18 protein-coding genes and 1 pseudogene are annotated in these 21,480 nt (G+C 72.4%); 5 read left to right on the top strand and 14 right to left on the bottom strand.

Annotated features, from left to right (window positions below):
* Positions 1-97: 97 nt before the first annotated feature.
* Positions 98-634, bottom strand: coding sequence for a cysteine hydrolase family protein (locus tag IG90_RS0129865; RefSeq protein WP_030591270.1), 537 nt, complete (start codon positions 632-634; stop codon positions 98-100).
* Between the two features lie 119 nt (positions 635-753).
* On the opposite strand from IG90_RS0129865, the gene IG90_RS0129860 reads away from it, so the two are divergent.
* From IG90_RS0129860 to IG90_RS0129850, 3 genes are read left to right on the top strand one after another with little or no spacing between them, the layout of a single operon-like run.
* On the top strand, positions 754-1,938 hold the full coding sequence (locus tag IG90_RS0129860) for a zinc-dependent alcohol dehydrogenase (RefSeq protein ID WP_030591267.1): 1,185 nt from the start codon (positions 754-756) through the stop codon (positions 1,936-1,938).
* Between the two features lie 18 nt (positions 1,939-1,956).
* Complete coding sequence (locus tag IG90_RS0129855; protein ID WP_030591264.1) at positions 1,957-2,490, top strand: hypothetical protein; 534 nt, start codon at positions 1,957-1,959, stop codon at positions 2,488-2,490.
* Positions 2,491-2,508: 18 nt separating this feature from the next.
* Positions 2,509-3,861, top strand: coding sequence for a PP2C family protein-serine/threonine phosphatase (locus IG90_RS0129850; protein ID WP_051860308.1), 1,353 nt, complete (start codon positions 2,509-2,511; stop codon positions 3,859-3,861).
* 39 nt (positions 3,862-3,900) lie between these two features.
* On the opposite strand, the gene IG90_RS0129845 is transcribed toward IG90_RS0129850, so the two are convergent.
* The 4 genes and pseudogenes from IG90_RS0129845 to IG90_RS0129830 form a co-directional block, all read right to left on the bottom strand.
* The gene (locus IG90_RS0129845) at positions 3,901-4,374 is read right to left on the bottom strand and encodes a DUF5709 domain-containing protein (protein ID WP_030591258.1); all 474 of its coding nucleotides are present in this window, start codon (positions 4,372-4,374) and stop codon (positions 3,901-3,903) included.
* A 42-nt stretch (positions 4,375-4,416) separates the two neighbouring features.
* On the bottom strand, positions 4,417-4,743 hold the full coding sequence (locus IG90_RS0129840) for a hypothetical protein (RefSeq protein ID WP_030591255.1): 327 nt from the start codon (positions 4,741-4,743) through the stop codon (positions 4,417-4,419).
* Between the two features lie 459 nt (positions 4,744-5,202).
* Positions 5,203-5,801: pseudogene (locus IG90_RS39885) on the bottom strand (flavodoxin family protein).
* Positions 5,802-6,346: 545 nt separating this feature from the next.
* Positions 6,347-7,234 (bottom strand): SDR family oxidoreductase, encoded by an 888-nt coding sequence (locus IG90_RS0129830; protein WP_030591252.1) that lies wholly within the window; start codon positions 7,232-7,234, stop codon positions 6,347-6,349.
* A gap of 163 nt (positions 7,235-7,397) precedes the next feature.
* Here IG90_RS0129830 and IG90_RS0129825 point away from each other — a divergent pair, with 163 nt between their 5' ends.
* Positions 7,398-7,970, top strand: coding sequence for a PadR family transcriptional regulator (locus IG90_RS0129825; RefSeq protein ID WP_030591249.1), 573 nt, complete (start codon positions 7,398-7,400; stop codon positions 7,968-7,970).
* A gap of 69 nt (positions 7,971-8,039) precedes the next feature.
* Positions 8,040-9,770 carry an acyl-CoA dehydrogenase family protein gene (locus IG90_RS0129820; RefSeq protein ID WP_030591246.1) on the top strand — a complete coding sequence of 577 codons (1,731 nt, stop codon included), beginning with the start codon at positions 8,040-8,042 and terminating at the stop codon, positions 9,768-9,770.
* A 179-nt stretch (positions 9,771-9,949) separates the two neighbouring features.
* On the opposite strand, the gene IG90_RS0129815 is transcribed toward IG90_RS0129820, so the two are convergent.
* The 9 genes from IG90_RS0129815 to pgfA all read right to left on the bottom strand — a co-directional run bounded on the left by IG90_RS0129815 (position 9,950) and on the right by pgfA (position 21,444).
* Positions 9,950-10,720 (bottom strand): FkbM family methyltransferase, encoded by a 771-nt coding sequence (locus IG90_RS0129815; protein WP_030591243.1) that lies wholly within the window; start codon positions 10,718-10,720, stop codon positions 9,950-9,952.
* Positions 10,717-10,935 carry a Trm112 family protein gene (locus tag IG90_RS0129810; protein ID WP_030591240.1) on the bottom strand — a complete coding sequence of 73 codons (219 nt, stop codon included), beginning with the start codon at positions 10,933-10,935 and terminating at the stop codon, positions 10,717-10,719. The genes IG90_RS0129815 and IG90_RS0129810 overlap by 4 nt, the downstream gene beginning before the upstream one ends.
* Positions 10,936-10,987: 52 nt before the next feature.
* Positions 10,988-11,881 carry a hypothetical protein gene (locus IG90_RS0129805; RefSeq protein ID WP_030591237.1) on the bottom strand — a complete coding sequence of 298 codons (894 nt, stop codon included), beginning with the start codon at positions 11,879-11,881 and terminating at the stop codon, positions 10,988-10,990.
* Positions 11,882-11,885: 4 nt separating this feature from the next.
* Positions 11,886-12,611 carry a class I SAM-dependent methyltransferase gene (locus tag IG90_RS0129800; protein WP_030591234.1) on the bottom strand — a complete coding sequence of 242 codons (726 nt, stop codon included), beginning with the start codon at positions 12,609-12,611 and terminating at the stop codon, positions 11,886-11,888.
* Positions 12,608-13,936 (bottom strand): condensation protein, encoded by a 1,329-nt coding sequence (locus tag IG90_RS0129795; RefSeq protein ID WP_030591231.1) that lies wholly within the window; start codon positions 13,934-13,936, stop codon positions 12,608-12,610. The genes IG90_RS0129800 and IG90_RS0129795 overlap by 4 nt, the downstream gene beginning before the upstream one ends.
* On the bottom strand, positions 13,936-18,315 hold the full coding sequence (locus tag IG90_RS0129790; RefSeq protein ID WP_030591228.1) for an alpha-(1->3)-arabinofuranosyltransferase domain-containing protein: 4,380 nt from the start codon (positions 18,313-18,315) through the stop codon (positions 13,936-13,938). The genes IG90_RS0129795 and IG90_RS0129790 overlap by 1 nt, the downstream gene beginning before the upstream one ends.
* Positions 18,312-19,031: a class I SAM-dependent methyltransferase gene (locus IG90_RS0129785; RefSeq protein WP_030591225.1), complete on the bottom strand. Its 720-nt coding sequence runs from the start codon at positions 19,029-19,031 to the stop codon at positions 18,312-18,314. Before IG90_RS0129785 ends, IG90_RS0129790 begins: the two co-directional genes overlap by 4 nt.
* Positions 19,028-20,221, bottom strand: a complete 1,194-nt coding sequence (locus IG90_RS0129780) for a glycosyltransferase family 4 protein (RefSeq protein ID WP_030591221.1) — start codon at positions 20,219-20,221, stop codon at positions 19,028-19,030. The genes IG90_RS0129785 and IG90_RS0129780 overlap by 4 nt, the downstream gene beginning before the upstream one ends.
* 239 nt (positions 20,222-20,460) lie before the next feature.
* Entirely contained in the window at positions 20,461-21,444 is a 984-nt protein-coding gene (pgfA, locus tag IG90_RS0129775; protein ID WP_030591218.1) for a cell envelope lipid trafficking protein PgfA, read from the bottom strand.
* Between the last annotated feature and the right edge of the window lie 36 nt (positions 21,445-21,480).

Below are 21,480 nucleotides of genomic sequence, written 5' to 3'. Positions count from 1 at the left end.
CGGGCTGCTCGCCGCGCCGCGCACCGGGCCCGGGAACGCTTCCCGCTCCGTCCGGTCCGGCCCGCGCCGTCCGGTCCGTGTCAGCATCCGGTCCGTATCAGAAGTCGACCTCGTCCACGTAGCGGACGGCAGCCCCCATGTTGCGCTGCATCATCCGCAGCGCGGCCTCGGCGAGGTCACGGTGGATATGTGCCACGGCGTCCTTCGGCACCGTCACGCCCAGATGCCGGATATGCGCGTCGAGGGCCGAATACAGCACGCACTGTTCCGTCACCTGGCCGCAGAGCACGACATGGTCCACGTGCAGTTCGGAGAGCAGGTAGCTGAGCGGCGTCTCGTAGAAGATGGAGTGCCGCGCCTTCACGACGAACAGCGCGTCGTCGTCCGGCAGCAGGGGCTCGACCAGTTCCGCGTTCTTCCCCGCCAGAGCGGCCTGGATGATCTCTCCGTGATGGGAGCGCCATTCACCGAAATTGTCATTCGCGTAGATGACGGGAACGCCTTCCGCGCGGGCACGCGCGATCAGGCGCGCGAGATGGGGAAGCGCCGCGCCGACCGAGGGAATGAGCAGCTCGGCATCGGGATGTTCGTAGGTATTGATCATGTCGATGACGATGAGAGCGCTTTTTCCCATGGCCCCATGTTCTCAAATGTCCGGCCGTGCCCGAATGTTTCACGCGGAACGGTAAGGGAACCCGGCAGTCGCCCACACGGGGAAAAGGGCCGTTGACACGGCGGAAAGGAAGTGTGACCGTGCGCGCGCTGACCTACCAGGGAAAGCGGGACGTCCGCGTGGAGACTGTCCCGGACCCACGGATCCAGGATCCGACGGACATCATCGTCAAGATCACGTCCACCGGCATCTGCGGCTCCGATCTCCACCTCTACGAGATACTCGGGCCCTACCTCGACGCGGGCGACATCCTGGGCCACGAACCGATGGGCGTGGTGGAGGAAGTCGGTCCCGAGGTGACCGCCGTCGCCCCGGGGGACCGGGTCGTGATCCCCTTCAACGTGTCCTGCGGCCACTGCCACATGTGCGGGCAGGGGCTGCACTCCCAGTGCGAGACCACCCAGGTGCGCGAGCGCGGCACGGGCGCCTCGCTGTTCGGGTACACCAAGCTCTACGGGCAGGTGCCCGGCGGCCAGGCCGAGTACCTGCGGGTCCCCTTCGGGAACGCCTTGCCGATCAAGGTCCCGCACGGCCCGCCGGACGACCGGTTCGTCTACCTGTCGGACGTCCTGCCGACCGCCTGGCAGGCGGTGGAGTACGCGGACATCCCGCCCGGCGGCAGCGTCACCGTCCTCGGCCTCGGCCCGATCGGCGCCATGGCCGCCAGGATCGCCCTTCACCGGGGCGCCGGACTCGTCATCGGCGTGGACCGGGTCCCCGAACGCCTCGACCGGGTGAGCGGGTACGGCGCCACCTGCCTCGACCTGCGCCGTCACGGCAAGGACCTCGGCGACGCCGTCCGCGACCTCACGGACGGACGCGGTACGGACGCGGTGATCGACGCGGTCGGCATGGAGGCCCACGGCGCTCCGGTGGCCAAGGCCGCGCACGCGGCGGTCGGGCTGCTGCCCGACGCGGTCGGTCAGCGTCTGATGGAGACGGTGGGAATCGACCGCCTCACCGCGCTGCACACGGCCATCGATCTGGTGCGCAGGGGCGGCACGATCTCCGTCTCCGGCGTCTACGGCGGCTCCGCCGACCCGATGCCGCTGCTCACCCTGTTCGACAAGCAGATCCAGCTGCGCATGGGTCAGGCCAACGTCAAGCGGTGGGTCGACGACCTGCTGCCGCTGCTGGTGGACCGGGACTCGCTGGGCGTGGATTCCTTCGCCACGCACCACCTGCCCCTGGAAGAGGGGCCCAAGGCCTACGAGACGTTCCAGAAGAAGGACGACGGCATGATCAAGACCCTGCTCGTCCCCTGACCGATCGGGAGGAACATGATGGATCGCGCGCCCCCGAAGCCCCTCTACGCACACCAGGGCCCCCGGGCGACGGTGTATCTCGACACCTCGTTCGCCGACGAAGCCACGCTCAGCCGCCGAGAGCTCAAGGCACGGCAGATCAGTGAGGACCTGGCCGGGCGGGGCGCGGACCAGGAGACCTGTCCGGCGGTGCGCAGGGCGATCGCCGGACCGGGACCCGAGCAGTCCGCGCCGCGCCGGACCGATGCCCGCGCGTTCGGCGAACGGGAACCCTTCGCCGTCCGCGCCGGCGACGCGCTGCTGAGTTCGGCGGTGCCGACCGGCGCGGAGGCGGTCGTCGTCGGCACGCAAGCCCGTCTCCGGAGCCCGCCGAAGACCTCGCGGCGGACGATCGGGGAGACGCGGCCACCGGAACGGCCGAGCCGGTCGGCGGCCACGGGGCTCTGCTGCGCTGGTCGACCGACGGGAAGCAGCAGCCGGCGGAACCAGGCACCTGACCGCGACGCCGGGCGGGCCGCGGGACGAGCCCGGTCCGACACGGAACAGCCCTGATCCAGACGAGGAGCGGGCATGAGTTCGCCACGGAGCACGGGGCCTGCGGCCCACGGAGCGGATGTCCACGAGGTCGACGCCCGGGTACAGCAGGCGCTCGACCGGCTCACCCTCCTCACCAACGCCGCCGAGGCCCTGGCCAGCACACTCGACATGGACACCGGCATCCGCCGGCTGTGCCGGACCCTGGTCCCGAGCCTCGCCGACTGGTGCGCCGTCGACCTGCTGGAGGAGGGACGACTGCGCCGCGTCGTCGTCGAGCACCGCTACGCCGACGCCGCGTGTCCCGGCCTGTACGAAGGACTGCTGCCGGCGGCGGAGGGGTCCCGGGCGCACGCGGCCCGGGCCCTGCAGGGGGTCGGCCCCGTGCTCCTCACCGGCTTCCCGGCCTCGCGGGAGGGCACGGACCCGCTCCACGCCAGCGAGCGGGAACTCTTCGAGAGGCTGGCGACCGACACGGCGGTGGTCGCTCCGCTGAGAGCGCGGCGCCAGGTGTTCGGCGTACTGACCCTGGCGCGCACCCGCCCCGAGGCGGCGCTCACGGAAGAGAGCCTCGTCCTGGTCGAGGACCTGGCCCACCGGGTGGCCCTGGCCATCGACAACGCCCGCCTGCACTCGCAGGTGCAGCACACCGCGGAGCGCCTGCAGCGGTCACTGCTGCCCGGCCTGCCCGCGGACGCGCCGCTCGAACTGGCCGCCCGGTACCAGTCGGCGACGGCCACCGCGCGGGTCGGCGGCGACTGGTACGACGCCTTCGTGCTGCCCGACGGGGCCCTGACCCTGATCATCGGCGACATCGCCGGGCACGACCTCCGGGCGGCGATCATGATGAGCCAGACCCGCAACATGCTCCGGGGCATCGCCTGCGACCGGAAGGAGCCACCGGGCAAGATCCTGGCGCGGCTGGACGCCGCTCACCACATCCTCTCTCCGCATCAGACGCTCACCTGCGTCTACGGTCTGGTCGAGCGGACGGCGGCCGATGAGCCCTGGCAGTTCCGCTACGCGGTGGCCGGCCATCCCGAGCCCCTGCTGGTGACCCACGGCGGAGAGACCCGGTTCCTGACGGAAGGACGGGGCATGCTGCTGGGCATGGATCCCGAGAGCCACCGTCCGGCGGCCGTGGAACGGCTGCCGTACGAATCCACCCTGCTGCTGTACACCGACGGCCTCGTCGAGCGCCGGTCCGAAGACCTGGACCGCGGCCTCGCCCGCCTGCGGCAGCACGCGGCGGCCCTGGCCCGGGAACCGCTGGAGACCTTCTGCGACGAACTGCTCAGCGGCCTGGTCGACGACCGCAACGACGACATCGCGATGATCGCCGTGCGTACGGGCCCGCCGCGTAGCGGGCCCGCCGTGGCGCTTCCCTGAGGCGCGGTCGACGTACGCGTACGGGGGCGTGGAGCGCCGTCAGTCCCGGCGTCCCCGGCCGTCCGCCTCGTCCGTGACGTGCACGGCCGCTTCCTCTGCGGACGCGGCGCCACCGTCGATGCCCACGTCCTCGGCGAAGACACCGGACCGACGCGCGGTCGGGTCCTCCGCCGCACCGAGCCGTCCGGCACGCTCCTCACGGCCGGTCCGCTCCAGCGGCTCGCCCTCGCCCCCGGCGAGATCGCCGATGCCGTCGCCGTCCGGCGGCTCCACGTCGTCGACCTCCCGCGCCAGCCGACGGTCGAGGGACTCGCCCTGGCGCTCCTCCGCCCCCGTCGTGCCGTACTCGTCGACGGCCAGAGGGCGTTCGGGCGGGGAGTAGCCCTCTTCCATCGTGTCGTCCAAGTCCCGTTCGCCGAGCGCGTTCTCCATGTCGAGTTCGTCGTTCGGCGGATCCTGGCCGTCATCGTCCTGCGGCTGATACACATCGTCGCCGCGCGCCTCTTCGGACATCCTCTGCTCCTCCGTGGTGTGGCCGGGGAGTGCTCCCGCGCGTCAGCGTCCGAGAGCCTTCCGGAGCTCCTCCTTGCTCATGGAGGAACGCCCGCCGATGTTCTTCTTCTTGGCCTCCTCGTAGAGCTGGTCCTTCGTGGGCCCCTGTGCGCCCTTGTGGGAGCATTCGCCGCCGCGCTGATAGGCGGACTTCTTGTCGTGGGTGGAGGTTCTGCTCGCCGTCCTGGACTCACCCGACCGGGCACGCTGCTTGTTCACGGTCCGGGCGGCGATCTCCTTCGCGCGCCCCGTGGACGTGCCCCGTTCTTCCTGGCTCTCCTTGATGTGCTCGTACTGGCGCTCACGCTTCCTGTTGGATCCGGCCGGCATGACGAGCTCCCTTCTCCGCCTCGCCGCCGTCGGGCGACAAGGCCTGCACCGATGCGGTGACGCCCCTCTTCCGAGGGGCGCCCACCGCGTTTTCCGTAGATCCCCCTGAACGACGACGACCGGAACGGCGCGCCCGCCGGCACCGAGCGGGAGCGACACCGCCTCAGGGGCGGCGCCGATGGCTGCTTTCCCAACCCGTCGGCGCCTGAGCTCCGCGTACGCCGGATACCTATCAGCCGGAGTACCCCTGTACAGGTTGCGAAACATGTTCTGCCCCACGGACAAGGACGAGTTTCCCGCGCCTGGTGCACACCCGGCCTCGTGACCACCGCACGCTTCACCGCGTGCTGCGGGTCGCCTCCACGATCCCGGGGGCCGAACTGCGCAGCCGTGGTGCCCGCCGGACACGTCGGCCTCTCGCGGCGGGAGGGGCCGACACCGTGCGCGGCCCACGGGCCGTCAGGAGGCCGGGTAGGGGTGGTCGGCGAGCAGGCGGGCCAGGTGGACGGCGTTCGCCGCGAGGGCTTCGGTGGTCGAGGCGACGGCGTCGGGCGTGGTGTCCAGGTCCTGGTAGTCGGTGCCGTGCATGGCCTCGCCCACCCAGTACGTGACGGCTCCGGGGGCCAGCGAGAAGCCGACGTCGTTCAGCCCCTGGAACACGTCGGCGCTCACTTTGTGCGCGCCGTCCTCGTTGCCGACGACCGCTACGGCGGCGACCTTGCCGTAGGTGTGCGGGCGGCCCTGGTCGTCCGTCTCGGAGGACTCGGCGTTCAGCCGTTCCAGGACCCGCTGGCAGACGCTGGACGGGTGGCCGAGCCAGATGGCGTGGCGATCAGGAGGATGTCGGCGGCCAGGACCTTCTCCCGGATCACGGGCCAGGCGTCACCGTCGCCGAGGTCCACTCCGATTCCCGGCCGGACGTCGTGGTCGGCGATCCGGACGATCTCGCCCGGCACGTCATGGCGTGAGAACGCGGCCATGACCTGCTCGGCGAGATGGTGGCTGCTGGAGGGGGCGGGCGAGGCGTTCAACGTACAGACCAGGGCGATGGCACGCATGACGGAGTGTCTCCTTCGTGCTGGGGGGGGAGGGGTGCCGGTCGGGGGCACGGCGACACGGGTGCCCCGTCAAGCTCATGGATACGCGTCGGTGCCGCAGAATGCCCCGAACGGAAGCGGAGCTGTCCTTCTCGGTTTCGGCCGGCGATGACGGACTTGTGAGCGTCCCGGGCGACCAGCAGCTTCTGGTGCGGTGCGGCCACGCTGAGCATGGCGGCCTTCACCGAGAAGGAACTGCCGCAGGTGGAGATGAACGTGCTCGGCGTGGACGGCGTCGCCCATCAGGTCCTCGGCCCGCCGCGGCTCGGCGGACTTCCCCCCGCCGCTCGTCCGCCCGCCCGTGGCGGGCACGTCGCAGTGGAACACCGTGTCGCCCAGCACGGCGCGTACGGCGGGGGATGCGCCCCGGGCGTGCTTGTGCCCGGGCGGGAGAAGCCCCGCTCGGGGTCGGCGGCGAGAGCGTCGAGAATCGGTGCTGCCCGTGGATTCACGGGCAATCATCGCGCCTTCCCGGCACCGGCGCGCTCCGAATCACGCCGGTCGGCTCAGGGAAGCGGCGTGCCGCCGGTGGCGTTCATGATCTCGCCGGTGATGAACGAGGCGTTCGCGGAGGCCAGGAAGACGTAGGCGGGCGCCATCTCGGAGGGCTGCGCGGGGCGGCCCAGCGGGCTCTGCTTCCCGAACTCGGCGGTGTCCGGCAGGGTCGCCGGAATGAGGGGCGTCCAGACGGGGCCCGGGGCCACCGCGTTGACGCGGATGCCGTCGGAGGCCAGCATCTGGGCCATGCCCTGCGTGAACGTGACGATCGCGCCCTTCGTCATCGCGTAGTCGAGCAGATGCGGACTCGGCTTGTACGCCTGCACCGAGGTGGTGTTGATGATCGAGCCGCCCGCCGGAATGTGCGGCAGCGCGGTCTTGCACAGCCAGAACATCCCGTACAGGTTGGTGCGCATCACACGGTCGAACTGCTCGGTCGAGATCGCGGAGATCCCGTCGGGCTGGGACATCTGGTACGCCGCGTTGTTCACGAGGACGTCGATCCGGCCGCACTCCGACACGGCCCGCTCCACGAGCGAACGGCACTGCTTCTCGTCCCGGACGTCACAGACGGCGGGCACGGCCCGGCGGCCTGCCTGCTCCACCAGGCGGACGGTCTCCTGGGCCTCCTTCTCCTCCTCGGGAAGGTGGGTCAGCACCACGTCCGCGCCCTCCCGCGCGAAGGCCAGCGCGACCGCACGGCCGATGCCGGAATCGCCTCCGGTGATCACGGCCTTCCGGTCGTCGAGCAGTCCCGATCCCCGGTAGGACTCCTCGCCGTGATCGGGCGGCGGATCCATGGGGCCGGTCCAGCCGGGATGCTCCTGGTCCTGCTGAGGGAAGTCGGGACGGGGGTGCAGCCGGTTCGGGTCCTGAGGCGGTTCGTTCCTCGTCATGGTCCTGCCCTTCCTGCTCGGCGGTGCCCAGAGCTCTGGGTGCCCTGCCGGGCCTGGTCGAAACGCCCCTTTTGCTGGTGGGGCCGCCAGGACCCGGGTGAGCCGTGTCTCACCCGGGCTCCACGACTTGTCTATGCAACGAGTTGCATAGAAGGATCGCGGCATGGCCCTCGACCACGCGATCCTCGTCTCCCTGCTGGAGCGGCCCGGCTCCGGCTACGAGCTGGCCCGGCGGTTCGAGCGGTCCATCGGGTACTTCTGGACCGCCACCCACCAGCAGATCTACCGCGTGCTCGGGCGCATGGTGTCCGACGGTCTGCTCCTCGTCCGCGAGGTGCCGCAGCAGGGCCGGCCGGACAAGAAGGAGTACTCCGTCACCGGGCCCGGCCGCTCGGCCCTCGCCGCGTGGCTGCGCAAGCCGATCGAGCCCGAGAGCCTCCGGCACGACCTCGCCGTGAAGATCCGCGGCGCGGCCTTCGACGACCCGGCCGCCCTGATCCGCGAGGTAGAACGGCACCACCAGGTGCACCGGGACCGGCTCGCGCACTACCTCGCCGGGGAACTGCGCGACTTCACCGGGCCCGAAGCCCCGGCGTCGCCGGACGCGGGCCAGGAGCTCCAGCACGTCGTGCTGCGCGGCGGCATCGCGTACGAGCGCATGACGATCGCCTGGCTCGACGACGTACTCGACACGCTCCAACGGCTCGCAGCGCAGGCGTCGGGTCCGGACGCCTGAACGGCACCCGGCCGCCACCTCCGTAACCACTACCACCCTCACCCTCACCTTTCCCGGAAGGCAACCGCCATGGCTGAGTCCGCGTCCTTGCTGTTCAACCCGCGCACCTACGACCCGCAGCACTTCGACCCCGAGACCCGCAGGCTGCTGCGTGCCACCGTCGACTGGTTCGAGGAGCGGGGCAAGCGCCGGCTGATCGAGGACTACCGCTCGCGCGCCTGGCTGGGCGACTTCCTCGCCTTCTCCGCGAAGGAGGGCCTGTTCGCCACGTTCCTCACCCCTGCCTCCGCCGCGGGGGGCAAGGAGCAGCGCTGGGACACGGCGAGGATCGCCGCGCTCAACGAGATCTTGGGGTTCTACGGCCTCGACTACTGGTACGCCTGGCAGGTGACCATCCTCGGCCTCGGCCCGGTCTGGCAGAGCGACAACGCCGCCGCCCGCGACCGGGCGGCCGAACTCCTCTCCCAGGGTGAGGTGTTCGCCTTCGGCCTCTCCGAGAAGACCCACGGCGCCGACATCTACTCCACGGACATGCTGCTGGAGCCGGACAGCGACGGTGCCGGCGGCTTCCGGGCGTCCGGCTCCAAGTACTACATCGGCAACGGCAACGCCGCCGGTCTCGTCTCCGTCTTCGGCCGGCGCACCGACGTCGAGGGCCCCGACGGCTACGTCTTCTTCGCGGCCGACAGCCGCCACGAGGCGTACCACCTCGTGAAGAACGTCGTCGACTCCTCGAAGTACGTCAGCGAGTTCCGCCTGGAGAACTACCCGGTCGCCCCCGCCGACATCCTGCACACCGGCCGGGCCGCCTTCGACGCCGCACTCAACACCGTCAACGTCGGCAAGTTCAACCTCTGCACCGCCTCCATCGGCATCTGCGAGCACGCGATGTACGAGGCCGTCACCCACGCGAGCAACCGCATCCTCTACGGCCGCCCGGTCACCGCGTTCCCGCACGTGCGCCGCGAGCTGACCGACGCGTACGTCCGGCTCGTCGGGATGAAGCTGTTCAGCGACCGCGCCGTCGACTACTTCCGCTCCGCCGGACCCGACGACCGCCGCTACCTCCTCTTCAACCCGATGACGAAGATGAAGGTGACCACGGAGGGTGAGAAGGTCATCGACCTCATGTGGGACGTCATCGCCGCCAAGGGCTTCGAGAAGGACAACTACTTCGCCCAGGCCGCCATCGAGATCCGGGGCCTGCCGAAGCTGGAGGGCACGGTCCACGTGAACCTCGCGCTGATCCTCAAGTTCATGCGGAACCACCTGCTGAACCCGGTCGACCACCCGGTCGTCCCGACCCGCCTCGACGCCGCCGACGACGCCTTCCTGTTCCGGCAGGGCCCGGCGCGCGGCCTCGGCTCCGTACGCTTTCACGACTGGCGCACCGCGTTCGACGCGTACGCCGAGGTGCCGAACGTCGCCCGCTTCCGCGAACAGGCGGACGCCCTGTGCACGTTCGTCGAGACGGCCGCCCCCGACGAGGAGCAGAGCCGCGACCTCGACCTCCTCCTCGCCGTCGGCCAGTTGTTCGCCCTCGTCGTCCACGGCCAGCTGATCCTGGAGCAGGCCCGGCTGACCGGCCTGGACCAGGACCTGCTCGACGAACTGTTCGCCGTGCTCGTACGCGACTTCTCCGCGCACGCCGTCGAACTGCACGGCAAGGACTCCGCCACCGGGGACCAGCAGGAGTGGGCGCTGGGCGCGGTACGCCGCCCGGTCGTCGACGCGGCCCGCTCGGCCCGGATCTGGGAGCGCGTCGAGGCGCTGTCGGGGGCGTACGAGATGGCGCGGTAGCCCCGCTCGTCCAGCGGTGGGCCGACGGACGGGGCCGGGGCCGGTGCGGGGACCGGAAGGTGCGGTCGGCCCACTCCGCACCGCGGTGTGCGAACGCCGCCGTCGAGGAAAGGGCGAAGCGCCCGTTCCCGGCGTCGGCCAGGTGGGCCGACGGGGCGGGCAGCTTGATGCGGGGCCGGTCAGACCGTGCCCGGCGTCCGCCCGTCCGGCAGGAAGAGCACCGAGTTGATGTACCGGTCGCGGTGCGGCACGAGGGCCCGGCGCAGCAGACCCTGGTGCACCAGGTGCTCGGTCCGCGCCTGGTGGGCCACCAGGTCGAACCCGTCGAGCGCGATCCAGCGCCGGCCCGCCAGGAGCCAGCCCGCGTAGCCCTGTCCGGTCAGCACGTCGATCGCCGGTGCGATCGGGCCGAGCCGGCTCTCCAGCTCGATGAGCAGGGCCGGCCGGTCCTTGCTCAGCAGCTCCGCCGCGCCGAGCAGCGCCGCCCGCTCGCCGCCGTCGACATCCATCTTCACGAAGCCGACCCCGCGCAGCCCCAGACTGTCGACGGTGATCGACGGCACCTCCAGGCAGTGCGCGTGGATCTCGCGGCGGGCCAGCGACGACACCCCCCGGTCGCCCCGGTCGCCCTCCGGGAACCACAGCTGCGCCGTGCCCTCCCGGTCGGTCGCCGCGCCCTGGACCACCCGGGCGTTCGACGGCAGCGTCCGGCGCAGATGCTCCGCCAGATGCGGCACCGGCTCGATGGTGACCACCTCGGCGCAGCGGGCGGCCAGCCGCCGCGACCAGGGGCCGTACCAGCCCCCGATGTCGAGGGCGACGCCGTCCGGCGGGCAGAAGTCGGCGAGCCGCCGGAGCTCGGGCTCGAAGCGCGGATAGAGGGCGACGGCCACGGAGCCGACGAGGCTGCTGGGCAGCCGGGACGCCACCGCCGCGGCGAACGTGGTCACGTGGCCGAAGCCTTGAGCCGGGTGAGCAGGCGCTCGTGGTCGTCAGCCGAGACCTTCCGGCCCGACGAGGGCAGCAGCTGCGGGATGCCGTCCACGATCGGGTAACTCAGGCGCAGCCGGGGGTTGTACAGCGCCTCCTCCTCGGGCAGCAGGGACAGCGGTCCCTTGTCGAGCGGGCAGGCCAGGATGGCGAGCAGCGGGTCGTCGGGGTTCATCGGTAAAGCTCCCTCAACTCAGGTGGACCGGACGGCGGATCGGATGCGGCGGTCAGGACGGCGCGGCGGGCGGCGGATCGTGACGCGGCATGGCCAGCAGGACGGACAGGGCGAGCGCCGTGCCGCCCACCCGCAGGGCCAGCAGCAGCGGATCCTCGGGCAGCGTCTCGCCGAACGCGAGCGTCCCGAGGACCGCGGTGAACAGACAGGTCACCGTGGTGCACACCGGCACGATGAGGGACGCCCGGCAGCGCTGCAGCGCCGCCTGCGACATCACCAGACCGGCCGCCGCGGTGAACAGCAGCAGATACGGATACGGGGACCCCAGCAGCGACAGCGCGGCCTCGCTCGGATCCGTGCTGTTCAGACGGCTGGACGTGCCCTTGATGGCCAGCGAGCTGACCCCGTAGAGCAGGCCCACCGCCACCCCGTACCCGATGCCGCTGGTCGGGACCCGGTGCCGTTTGGCCGCCCGGCTCTCGACCCGTACGTACAGCCAGACGCCCGCCGCCAGCGCCGGCAGACAGACCAGGAGCACCAGCATCCACGGGGCGCCGCCGCTCACCACGTCCTCGCCCTCGCGCACGGAGGCGACGACCATCAGCAGGGCGACCAACACCCCGCCCAGCGCATAGCGTTCGCGGCCCGTCGACTCCTCGCCGAGCACGGCCGAGGACAGCAGCAGGAGCAGCACCAGACCGGAGACGAAGATGCCCTGCGCCGCCGCGATCGGCAGAGCCCGGTAGACGACCAGCTGGGCCCCGAACCCGGCCGCCAGCGCCAGCGCGCCGACGATCCACAGCGGGCTCGTCAGCAGCACCCGGATGACGTGCAGCGGCCGGCCGGCGGAGAGCGCGGGCAGCGAGCCCAGGGCCCGCTTCTCCACCACGAACCCCACGCTGTACAGCGCGTTGGCGACCAGCGCCGCGCCGACACCCCACCACATCGCGCTACCTCCGCCGCGCGTGGGCCAGCAGGATGGAGGACGCCCCGGGCACCGCGCACGCCGCCCGGTCCAGCAGCCGCAGCGGACGCGGCACCCCGTGGAAGGGGGCGCCCTTGATCGTCACATCGGTGAAGCCGGACGCCGTCAGGAACGAGCGCAGCGCACGGGCCGTGTACAGCCGCAGATGCCCGACCACCTCCGAGCCGGGGCGGCCGTGGATCCCGCGCAGGCTGACCTCCGAGAACACCGGCTGCACCCCGGCGAGCAGGAGCGCCCGGTTGTACCAGGCCGCCAGGTTCGGGGTGGACAGCATCAGGTGGCCGCCGGGCCGCAGGACGCGCCGCAGCTCGTCCAGCGCCTGGTCCGGGTCGACCAGATGCTCCAGGATCTCGCTGAACAGCACCGCGTCCGCGCACCCGTCGGCCAGCGGCAGCCCGCCGTGCTCCAACTCGCCGCGCACCACGAGGCCCATCCGGGGCCGGGCCCTGCGCAGCGCGTCCTGCGACCAGTCGACACCGATCAGCCGGTGCCCGGCGAGGATCGGGGCCGCCGTGGCCGCAGCCGTGCCGTCGCCGCACCCGATGTCGAGGATCACCTGACCCGGCGCGTCCAGCGCGTCGGCGAGGAGCCGCGCCTGCCGTCTGCTGCGCCCGTCGCCCGACGCCACGGGGACGGCCGGGTTCTCGTAGAAGTCCCGCAGCCCGGGCGGAGGAGAGGCGGTGCTGGTCATACGGTCTCCGAGGACGTAGAGGCCAGGTGGCTGGTGAACATCTCGCGCAGGCGTACGCCGTCCTCGTCCCCGAGCAGGGTGCGCGACCAGCGCAGCGCCAGATGCAGCCGACCGCCCGTGGACGCCGTGGTGAAAGTCAGCCCCCGGGGCATCCGGGCGGGCGCGGAGAACCACACGGCCTTCGCCCGGCCCGCCTCCCCGAAGTCCAACGGGTACGGCACCCGGCCGATGTTGCTCAGCAGCGTCGTCGAGGTCCACGGACCCGCCAGCACCCTCAGCCCCCGGGTGAACGCGGCGCGGGCGGCCACCGGCAGCAGCGGCGCGGTCAGCAGGGAAGCCGAGCGGCCCAGCGGGGGCCGGGGGCGCGCCTTGAGCGCCCGGGTCCGCTCGGCGGTCGCCCGGAGCAGGGCGGCGACATCCGCCCCGGGCGCCAGCTCCGGGGCGGCGAAACCGACCTCCACCAGCCGGGTGCCGTTCCCGATCGGCATCTCGGGCCCCCGGCTGCGGTCGTCGACCGGCATGGTGATCCGCAGCGGCCGGCGGTCGGCCCCCGGCCCGCCCTGCGCCCGGTTCCAGTCGGCCACCGTGAGCGCGGTGGCCACCATCAGCTGGTCGTTCACCGTGTACGGGGCGCCGGACTCCCGCCGGGGGACCGGCAGTTCGACCAGCAGCATCGCGTTGCCCGGTACGGGGGACGGTCCCGGCGCGCCCGCCGCGATCCGGGCGGGCCGGGCCAGGGGCGACGCCGGGGACTCCCCGACGAGCGGCTCGGACGCCGGGCGCGCCGGGGCGGGCGGTGGCGGGGTGCGGTGCGCGCCGTAGATCTCGGCGGCCGTCGCCGCCAGCCGCAGGCACGCCGGTCCGTCGAGGGCGGTGTGGTGCACGGCGAACACCAGCACACACCCCTCGCGCCCCGGCTCCTCGACCACCTCCAGCCGCAGCGGCGGCGATGCCGTCAGCGGCGGGGCCTGGTCCAGCGCCCGCGCCCGGGCCCGGTCGAGCGCCCCGGGCCCGGACGGCGGGAAGGAGACCGGATCCGCGTCGGCGCCGGCGGTCAGCTCCCACTCGTAGCGCCGGGCGAACGGGCCCCGGGGGCGCTCCCGCATCAGCGCCCGGGGGTGCCGGGCCAGCGCCTCGGTGAACGCGGAGCGCAGCCGCCCCTCGTCCACCCGGCCGGGCAGATGGATCTCGATGTGCACCGTGTTCGGCTCGGCGCCCTGCTCGCAGTGCCGGGCCACCTCGTCGACCACCGGGAACGGCACCCGGTCCGGGGTCCCGGGCCGGGGCCCGTCGCCCCGCGCCCGCGATTGCTGCGTGGTCACCATCAGGTGCTCCCTCCGGGCCGGGACGGCGGGCGCTGAACGCCCAGTTGCCGCGTCGGACCGTCACCACCGTGGCCGGGGTCGTCGCCCGCGTCGGATCCGTGTCCGGCTCCGGGAGCGGGCGGTGGAGTTCCCTGCGGCCGCTTCGGGTCGGTGGACAGTGTCCGGCCGGAGGGGGAGACGGCCTGCGCCGGGACCGTGGGCGCCCCGTCGCCCGCCGCGACCGGGCCACCGGCGGCCCGCCTGCCGAGCGGCCCGCGCCCGACCGTGACCAGGGCCGCGAACAGGCCGACCAGGGCCAGGAACTGGGCCGTCGCGCCGAACGCGCCCTCGTCCGCCGCCGTGGTGTCCCCGGTGCCCACCGCCGCGACGACACCCGCGGCGGCCATCGCCGCGAACGCCACCGGCGAGAGCAACCGCGGCCGGAAGTGGGCGAGTACGGCGAGGAGGGGAACCGCCAGGGCGAGCGGCCCCGCGATCACCACACCCACCAGGGTGAGGGCGACCGTGCCCAGGATCAGGCCCGGTCCCGGCGGAACGGGCTGCTCCTCGGCCGCGTACGGCTCGGCTTTCCGGCGGCGCCCGAAGGCGAGGCCGGCGAGCACCAGGAGCAGGGCGCCCGCCCCGATCAGACCCACCTGGTAGATCCGGGCCGGCTCGTACTCCAGGGCGACCTTGCCGCCTTCGCCCTCCGGGACCAGCCAGGCCTGCTGCCAGCCGTCGATCCGCAGCGGCGTCAGCTCCTCGCCGTCCAGGGTGGCCTTCCAGCCCGCGTTGTGGTTCTCGTGGATCTGGAGGTAGGAGGCCTCGCCCGCGCCGACGGCGATCGTGCGCCGGTCGCCGTCGCCCTGCTCGACGTCCACCGAGCGCGGCGTGCTCGCCCCGGCCTCGGAGGTGCCGTTGCTCAGCGTGACGTCGGTGATGGCGAGCGGTCCCGCGTCCCCCGCCTCGACGGTGGTGGACGAGGCGGCCAGCTCCACCGAGCCGTCCTTCGTGCACGGCGTCACCTCGATGGGCCGGCGCTGGGTCAGGTCCCGCACCCGGCCCTCGGCCCGGGTCTCCAGGAACGTACCGCCGACGGACAGGACCGGGCCCTTGCCGCAGGCCAGGCTGAAGGTCTTGTCCGGCTTCGGCTGCGGCGAGCGGTACTCCTCCAGGGCCGGGATGTAGACCTCGCTCAGGCCGACCGGCAGCTGCAACTGGTCGTCGGCGACCGGGTTGTGGACGGTCAGCGGCGCCTGCCGCGAGATGGTGATGTCCATCCGGTCGGTCCTGATCGGCGAGAAGCGGGCCATGCCGTTCTCGTCCACGGCGGCCACCGCCGTACCGTCGGGCGAGCTGATCTGCACCTGCTCGGGGCGGGTGGAGAGACCACCGGCCGCCGCGAAGACGATCTCGCCGACCTCCCTCTTCTCCGGCCACGACAGATGCAGTACGGGGCGTTCGCCCGCGATCCACGCCGTGGTCAGATCACCGTCGGTCAGATTGCGCGGACTCAGATTGGTGCCCAGACGTGCCGTGGAGTCGGCACGCACCTCGATCTTGTCCCGCTCGCCCGTCAGCTCGAACAGCAGCTTGTCCAGGTCGTCCCCGGGCACCGGCACAGCACTCGCGGACACCTTGTACGTGCCCGCCTCCTGGGCGGTGAACTGCCGGTGCAGGCCGACCTCGGCCGCCACCGACGACAGACCGCCCGGGTCACTGCCCCGCCGCAGCGAGTAGATGGTGGAGTCCGCGCCCTCACGCGGCGCGTCGGAGGGCAGCTCCAGCATCCGGGTCACCTGCACCCCGGGGATCGCGATGTCGGTGAACCCGGCGCCGGTGAGCCCGGGACGCCCCTGCTGGGACTCCAGGATCGTCACCTTCAGCCAGGCCGCCTGCCCGGCGGGCGCGGCCACCGTCTGCGCCGATCCGTCCGGCTTCAGCGGGCTGTCCTTGAAGCCCCGGTCGGTCTCGACCCGGACGACCGTCGGTGCGGCGCGCACGTTCGCGCTGGGCAGCGGCGTCACCTGGAGCGAGCCCGGCAGGTCGGTCGGGGAGGTGAAGTCGATCCGCACCCACTCGTTCTCGGGCGATCCCGGGGACCCTTCCGCCCAGCCGGTGTCCGGATTGCCGTCGAACGCGTTGACCGGGTCGTACTGCGGCAGATGGAACAGCCAGTTCCCCACGGACGAGGCACTGACCTTCTTCGCGCCCCGCAGCACGGCGGTCGTCTGGTGCTTCGCACCGGACGTCGGCAGGATCTGCCGGGGGCTCCTGCCCGGATCCTGCGCCGCCTCCGCGGCGTTGCGTTCGTCCGCGGTGTACGTGTACGAGGTGTTGGAGTTCACCAGCCCGAACCGGGTGTCGGCGCGCCGCAGCCCGTCGCCCGCCGCGTACAGCGACGGCCGTCCCAGACCCGGGTGCGCGTCACCGGCCAGCACGGCCGGCCGGCCGTCCAGTGCGCCGCTCGCCGACAGCGGCAGCAGCGACTCGGGCCCGCCGCTCACGACGGCCGTCGAGGCCACCGGGGCCGTACCCGCCCGGCCCGGACGCTCCGTCCCGGCGGGCGGCTCGTAGATCTCCACGGCCCGCTGCCGCGGATAGAGGCCCTCGACCTGTACGGGGGTGTCCGCCGCGATCCGGCCGCCGGTCATCACCGGACCGAACCCGGTCACGCGCCGGTAGCCGGAGGCCTCCAGCGTGCGCTTCACCGTGGTCGTCGGGACGTACCCCAACTGGTCGGGATCCAGGTCGTTGCGGACCACCACATAGTGGAGCCCGGCCCGGTTCAGGTACTCGCTCAGCCCCGGAACCTGGCCGCCGGAGGTCAGCGCCTGCTCGACGGCGTCCATCGCCCGCCGGTTGCCCGGCGTGCCGAACGGCACGTAATCCCTTTGAGCCCAGGGCGAGTTCGCCAGGACGTCCAGCGGCTGGTCGATGGGGGAGCCCCAGGTGTAGATGCCGTGCGCGGTCGCGGGGACCACCAGGGCACGGTCGTTCGCCGAGTTGTCCTTGAGCCAGCTCCCGGTCGCGTCCCAGTACTTGGGCAGCTGCTGGAACGAACCCGTCTGCAGGATCGACCCGTTGAGGTACGGCCAGGCGAGACCCGGCAGCACGATCGCGGCAGCGACCACCGGGGCGAGCCGGCGGGCGCGCACCGGGTTGCCGCCGCTCCGCGCGGCGGCGGCCAGGGACGCCACCGAGGTGAGGTGCGCGAGCCCCAGGGCCAGCGCCAGCGCCAGACCCGTCTGGAACTTGTAGATGTTCCGGAACGGCACCAGCCAGCCGTCCAGCCAGTCCTGCACCGTCCCGTGGAACAGCCCGCCCAGCGCGCCGCCGTAGCCGGCGAGCGTGATGAGCGCGACGCTCAGGACGGTCAGCACCAGCCAGCGGCGCTCGGGCAGATCACGCCGTGCCAGCCCTGCCAGACCCAGGGCGGCGGCGAGCGCCGAGCCCAGGATGGTGACGGTCGCGGTGGCGACGGTCCAGCCGGCGGGCAGCCAGGCCTCGCCGAAGTTCAGATAGCCGACCCAGTTCCCACCGCCGCGCAGCACCTCGGTCGCCGACATGGTCGTGGTGGTGGTGTACGAGGACTCCACGTACGGCATGAAGTTCTCGCCGAAGGTGCCGAGGAGCAGCAGTGGCACGATCCACCAGGCGGTCGCCAGGATCACGCCCGGGATCCACCAGGCCAGCAGCGCGCGCTTGCGCGGGCCGCCGGGCCGGGACAGCAGATACAGCCCCACCGGCAGCAGCGAGGCCAGCGTGGAGGCGGCGTTGACGCCGCCCATCAGAGGGATCAGCAGCGCGGACCGGGCCGCGGCGATCCGCGGTGTGAGCCGCGGGTCCGTCAGGGGCAGCAGCACCCACGGCAGCAGGGCGCCCGGCAGGGCCGCCGCCGAGGTCGAGCCCACGACGATCGTGTACGTCGGCCACAGCGCGTACACCACCGCGCCCAGCAGCCGGGTGGCCGGGGAACCCACGCGCAGCCGCTCCGCCAGCCGCAGCGCACCCCAGAAGGCGGTCGCCACGATCAGCGACAGCCACAGCCGCTCCGCGAGCCAGACCGGCACATGCAGCAGGTCGGCGGCGCCGTAGTACGGCAGCATCGGGATGGCGTAGCCCACGTACTGGTCGGCGATCCCGCCGAACCCGGCCCGGCTGTGCCACAGCTCGCCCAGATCACCCAGGAAACGCCAGGGATCCACGACGACGCCGAGCTTCGTGTCGAACGTCATCCGCCCGGGCGACACCGCGAGGAACGCCGCGAACACGGCGGCCCAGAAGCCCAGCAGCCAACGCCGCGACCGGGGCGGGGGCGGGCCCTCGGCAGAGCCGGGCGGCACGGGACCCGCGCCGTCCGGGGCCGTGGACCGGGTTGGGTGGACAGCGCTGGTCATGAACACCGCCGGAGGATGAGGAGGAGGTTCCAGGTGGCGAACTCCCGGAGTACGGGGATCCGCGGCACAAGCTGGGGAAGGACGGGCCAGTAGCGCGAGCGTGCTGAGACGATGGTTACGTCGGAGCGGCTCCGGACGTGGTCCAGGGTCTCGCCGACGCCGATCTTGAAGAGGTTCTCGCCGAGCCGGTGCTTGGCCGGGCCGCCGGTGCGCCGCTCGTAGCGGCCCCGGGCGCGTTCGGCGCCGAGGTAGTGCCAGGGCGCCCACTCGTGGCCGCCCCACGGAGAGAGCCAGTTGGTGAACGAGACGTAGATGAGACCGCCGGGGCGGGTCACCCGTGCCATCTCGCTGAGGAAGGTGTGCGGATCGGCGACGTGCTCCAGCACGTTGGAGGAGAAGCAGACGTCGGCCGCGCCGTCGGCGAGCGGCAGCAGATAGCCGTCGGCGACGACGGTGTCCGCGCGCTGCCCGGGGCCGATCTCCGCCGGATCCGGTTCGAAGAGGTAGCTCTGCGCACCGCGCCGCCGGAACTCCCGGGTGAAGTAGCCGTCGCCGCCGCCGATGTCGACGACGACCTTGTCCCGGAGCGGACCGTGCCGTTCGACCTGGTCGGCCGCGTCACGGGCCAGCAGGGTGTATGCCGTGGCGGGGTCGCCCTGTTCGCGCAGGAAGGCGCGGAAGAGGGCGGCCGACCGCCGGAACGAAGGGTCCTTCACGCGCTCGCGCCGATCGTCGGGGCGTCCGGGCCGTCCGCCGTCGGAGCCGTGGAACCGGCCGCCGCCTCGGCGGCCACCGCCGCGAACCGGCGCACACTGGCGGTCCACCGGTAGTCCGCGGCGCGCTCGCGGGCCGCCTTGCCCATCGCCTCGCGCCGCTCGTCGTCCAGCGCCAGTGCGCACCAGGCGGCGGCGAAGGAGGACGCGCCCGGGGCGAGGATCCCGGTGACGCCGTCCTCGACGGAGTCGCGCAGCCCCGGCACGTCGAAGCCCAGGGTCGGGGTGGAACGGGCCGCGGCCTCCGTGACCACGAGCCCCCACCCCTCGACGGCCGCCGGGTGCAGCAGCATCCAGGCGGCACAGAGCAGCCGGTGCTTCTCCGCCTCGGTCACATGGCCGGCGAACTCCACACCGGGACCGGCGAGTTGTTCCAGCCGGGCCCGCTCGGGGCCGTCACCGACGATGACGAGGCGCCCGCCGGTGACCGGCCGGACCCGCTCCCAGAGCTGGAGCAGCAGGTCGATGCGCTTGTAGTCGACGAGCCGGCCCAGCGCCACGAACAGCGGCTCCTGGGACCTCTCGCTCTGCGGGCTCGGCTCCTGGACGCCGTTGTGCACCACCCGGATCCGCCGGTCGGGCACGCCGAGGTCGCGCAGGGCGCCCGCCGTGGACGGGGACACCGCGATCATCAGGTGGTCGCGGTAGGCCCGGGACAGGGCCCAGTGTTCGAGTTTGCGCCCGGCACGGGCCACCGGCGCCGGGAAGCGCATGTCCCACAGGTCGGTGTGCACGTGGTTGACCAGGCACACCGTTGGCCCGCGGTGCCACAGGGGCGCCAGGTACGGCATGCCGTTGCAGACCTCGACGAGCAGGTCGCACGCCCCGATGTGCCGGGCGAACGCGGACCGCGCGCCGACGTAGTGCCCCAGCGTGCTGCCCGCCGAGACGACCCGGTAGGGCCGGCGGGCGGCCTGCCCGCCACACAGCAGCGTGACGTCGTGGCCCTGCTCGGTGAGGCCCAGAGCGAGCTGGTCGACCAGCAGCTCGGAGCCGCCGGCGGCCGGATTGCCCAGGTCGCGGTGGGCGAGGAAGACGATGCGTCTCGGGGTGGCGGGGACCGGGGCGGACGCCGGGCCCTGACCCGGGCGTGCGGCGGCGTCGAGCAGTGGGGGAGGGACGTGCTGGGGCATGGGTGCTCCAACTCGGCTCGGGGTGCGGGGAATCGGGGAAGCGGCCCAGGAGGGGCGAGGGCCGTGCGGTACGGGGACGTGACAGGGGGCGAGGGATCGCGAGGGTGAGGCGGGAGGAAGAGGAGAGTTGAGAGGGATGGACGGGGACGAGACCGGGGGGCCGTGCTCTGGTGGGGATAGACAGTTTTCGGCACGGGTACGCGCCCGGCTACTCACCAGCGCAACAACTTGTCGGTAACTCAGGTGTGCGGAATCGTCCTCATGTGAGTATTCGGAGCTTCCGGCTCCGTCCGGCGCCCCCGCACGACGAGGACGACACCCACGAGAGCGAGCACGCCGCCCAGCCCGGCCGCCCCGGCCGGCGCGGTCGTGCCGAGCATCGCCAGCCGGTCGCTGTCCGCCGAAGCGAGCTCGACCTGCTTGAGCTGGGTCTCCTCGGTGAACTCCACCCGCTTGCTCTCCAGCAGCACGACGGCGTCCTTCTCGGAGCCCGGGGCGCGCAGCGTCTTCCTCGGGCCGATCGCCGCGTTGATGATGCGGCCGGTCCGCCGGTCCACGACCAGCTCGATGCCGCTGTTGGAATACCACTCCTCGGCCAGCACCTGGGGGGTCTTCTTCTTCCCCACGAGCAGCCCCGGCACCTGGCGCACCCCGGTTTTGGTGGGCTCCACCTCGCCCTTGAAGAGAAGGCCGGAGTAGCCCTGAATCTCCTGCTCACCGGCGTACGAGAGCCGCACGACACCGCCGAGCGTGCTGTCCCACCAGCGGTAGGAACGCTTCTCGACGTCGAAGGGGAACTTCAGGTACGCCTCCCCGTCGAACGCCGGGGTCTCCTCGCAGCAGTGGACCGGCTCGTTGGTGGCCCGGTCGGTCACCCAGCGCTCCAGTGTCCACTGGAGGGCGTCACGCGGGTCCGAGGCGGGCAGGGTGTCCTGGTGGTCGACCGACGTGGACACGTCCCACACGGCGTTGCCGCTCTTCTCGCTGTCGGCCACGTCCCCGCGCACCTGCCGGGTGATCGTGATCGTTCTGCCCTCGACCGTCTCCACCTCGGACGTGTCGAAGTAGCTGCCCGTCCCGGTGAAGACGGTGGTGGTGTCGGTGTCGATGGGGGTGCGCTTGGCATGCGGCTGGACGTACCAGACGAGCAGCGGCGCGAGGACGAGCAGGAAGACTCCCGCCCCCAGCAGGACAAGCGACAGGGGTGAAGCGTTGTGGCGCATCCGGGCACTCCTGGGTCGAAATCTCTTCGCGGAGGT

The organism is Streptomyces anulatus, from assembly GCF_000721175.1.
GTDB classification, from domain to species: Bacteria; Actinomycetota; Actinomycetes; order Streptomycetales; family Streptomycetaceae; genus Streptomyces; species Streptomyces anulatus_C.
This window is presented reverse-complemented; position numbering and strand designations above follow the sequence as displayed.

Coding starts and splice junctions, on each gene's coding strand:
- IG90_RS0129830 (WP_030591252.1), bottom strand. CDS start 7,234: ATGACGAGGAACGAACCGCCTCAGGACCCGAACCGGCTGCACCCCCGT.
- IG90_RS0129825 (WP_030591249.1), top strand. CDS start 7,398: ATGGCCCTCGACCACGCGATCCTCGTCTCCCTGCTGGAGCGGCCCGGC.
- IG90_RS0129855 (WP_030591264.1), top strand. CDS start 1,957: ATGGATCGCGCGCCCCCGAAGCCCCTCTACGCACACCAGGGCCCCCGG.
- pgfA (WP_030591218.1), bottom strand. CDS start 21,444: ATGCGCCACAACGCTTCACCCCTGTCGCTTGTCCTGCTGGGGGCGGGA.
- IG90_RS0129820 (WP_030591246.1), top strand. CDS start 8,040: ATGGCTGAGTCCGCGTCCTTGCTGTTCAACCCGCGCACCTACGACCCG.
- IG90_RS0129805 (WP_030591237.1), bottom strand. CDS start 11,881: ATGTGGTGGGGTGTCGGCGCGGCGCTGGTCGCCAACGCGCTGTACAGC.
- IG90_RS0129840 (WP_030591255.1), bottom strand. CDS start 4,743: ATGCCGGCCGGATCCAACAGGAAGCGTGAGCGCCAGTACGAGCACATC.
- IG90_RS0129845 (WP_030591258.1), bottom strand. CDS start 4,374: ATGTCCGAAGAGGCGCGCGGCGACGATGTGTATCAGCCGCAGGACGAT.
- IG90_RS0129795 (WP_030591231.1), bottom strand. CDS start 13,936: ATGGTGACCACGCAGCAATCGCGGGCGCGGGGCGACGGGCCCCGGCCC.
- IG90_RS0129865 (WP_030591270.1), bottom strand. CDS start 634: ATGGGAAAAAGCGCTCTCATCGTCATCGACATGATCAATACCTACGAA.
- IG90_RS0129850 (WP_051860308.1), top strand. CDS start 2,509: ATGAGTTCGCCACGGAGCACGGGGCCTGCGGCCCACGGAGCGGATGTC.
- IG90_RS0129800 (WP_030591234.1), bottom strand. CDS start 12,611: ATGACCAGCACCGCCTCTCCTCCGCCCGGGCTGCGGGACTTCTACGAG.
- IG90_RS0129810 (WP_030591240.1), bottom strand. CDS start 10,935: ATGAACCCCGACGACCCGCTGCTCGCCATCCTGGCCTGCCCGCTCGAC.
- IG90_RS0129790 (WP_030591228.1), bottom strand. CDS start 18,315: ATGACCAGCGCTGTCCACCCAACCCGGTCCACGGCCCCGGACGGCGCG.
- IG90_RS0129780 (WP_030591221.1), bottom strand. CDS start 20,221: ATGCCCCAGCACGTCCCTCCCCCACTGCTCGACGCCGCCGCACGCCCG.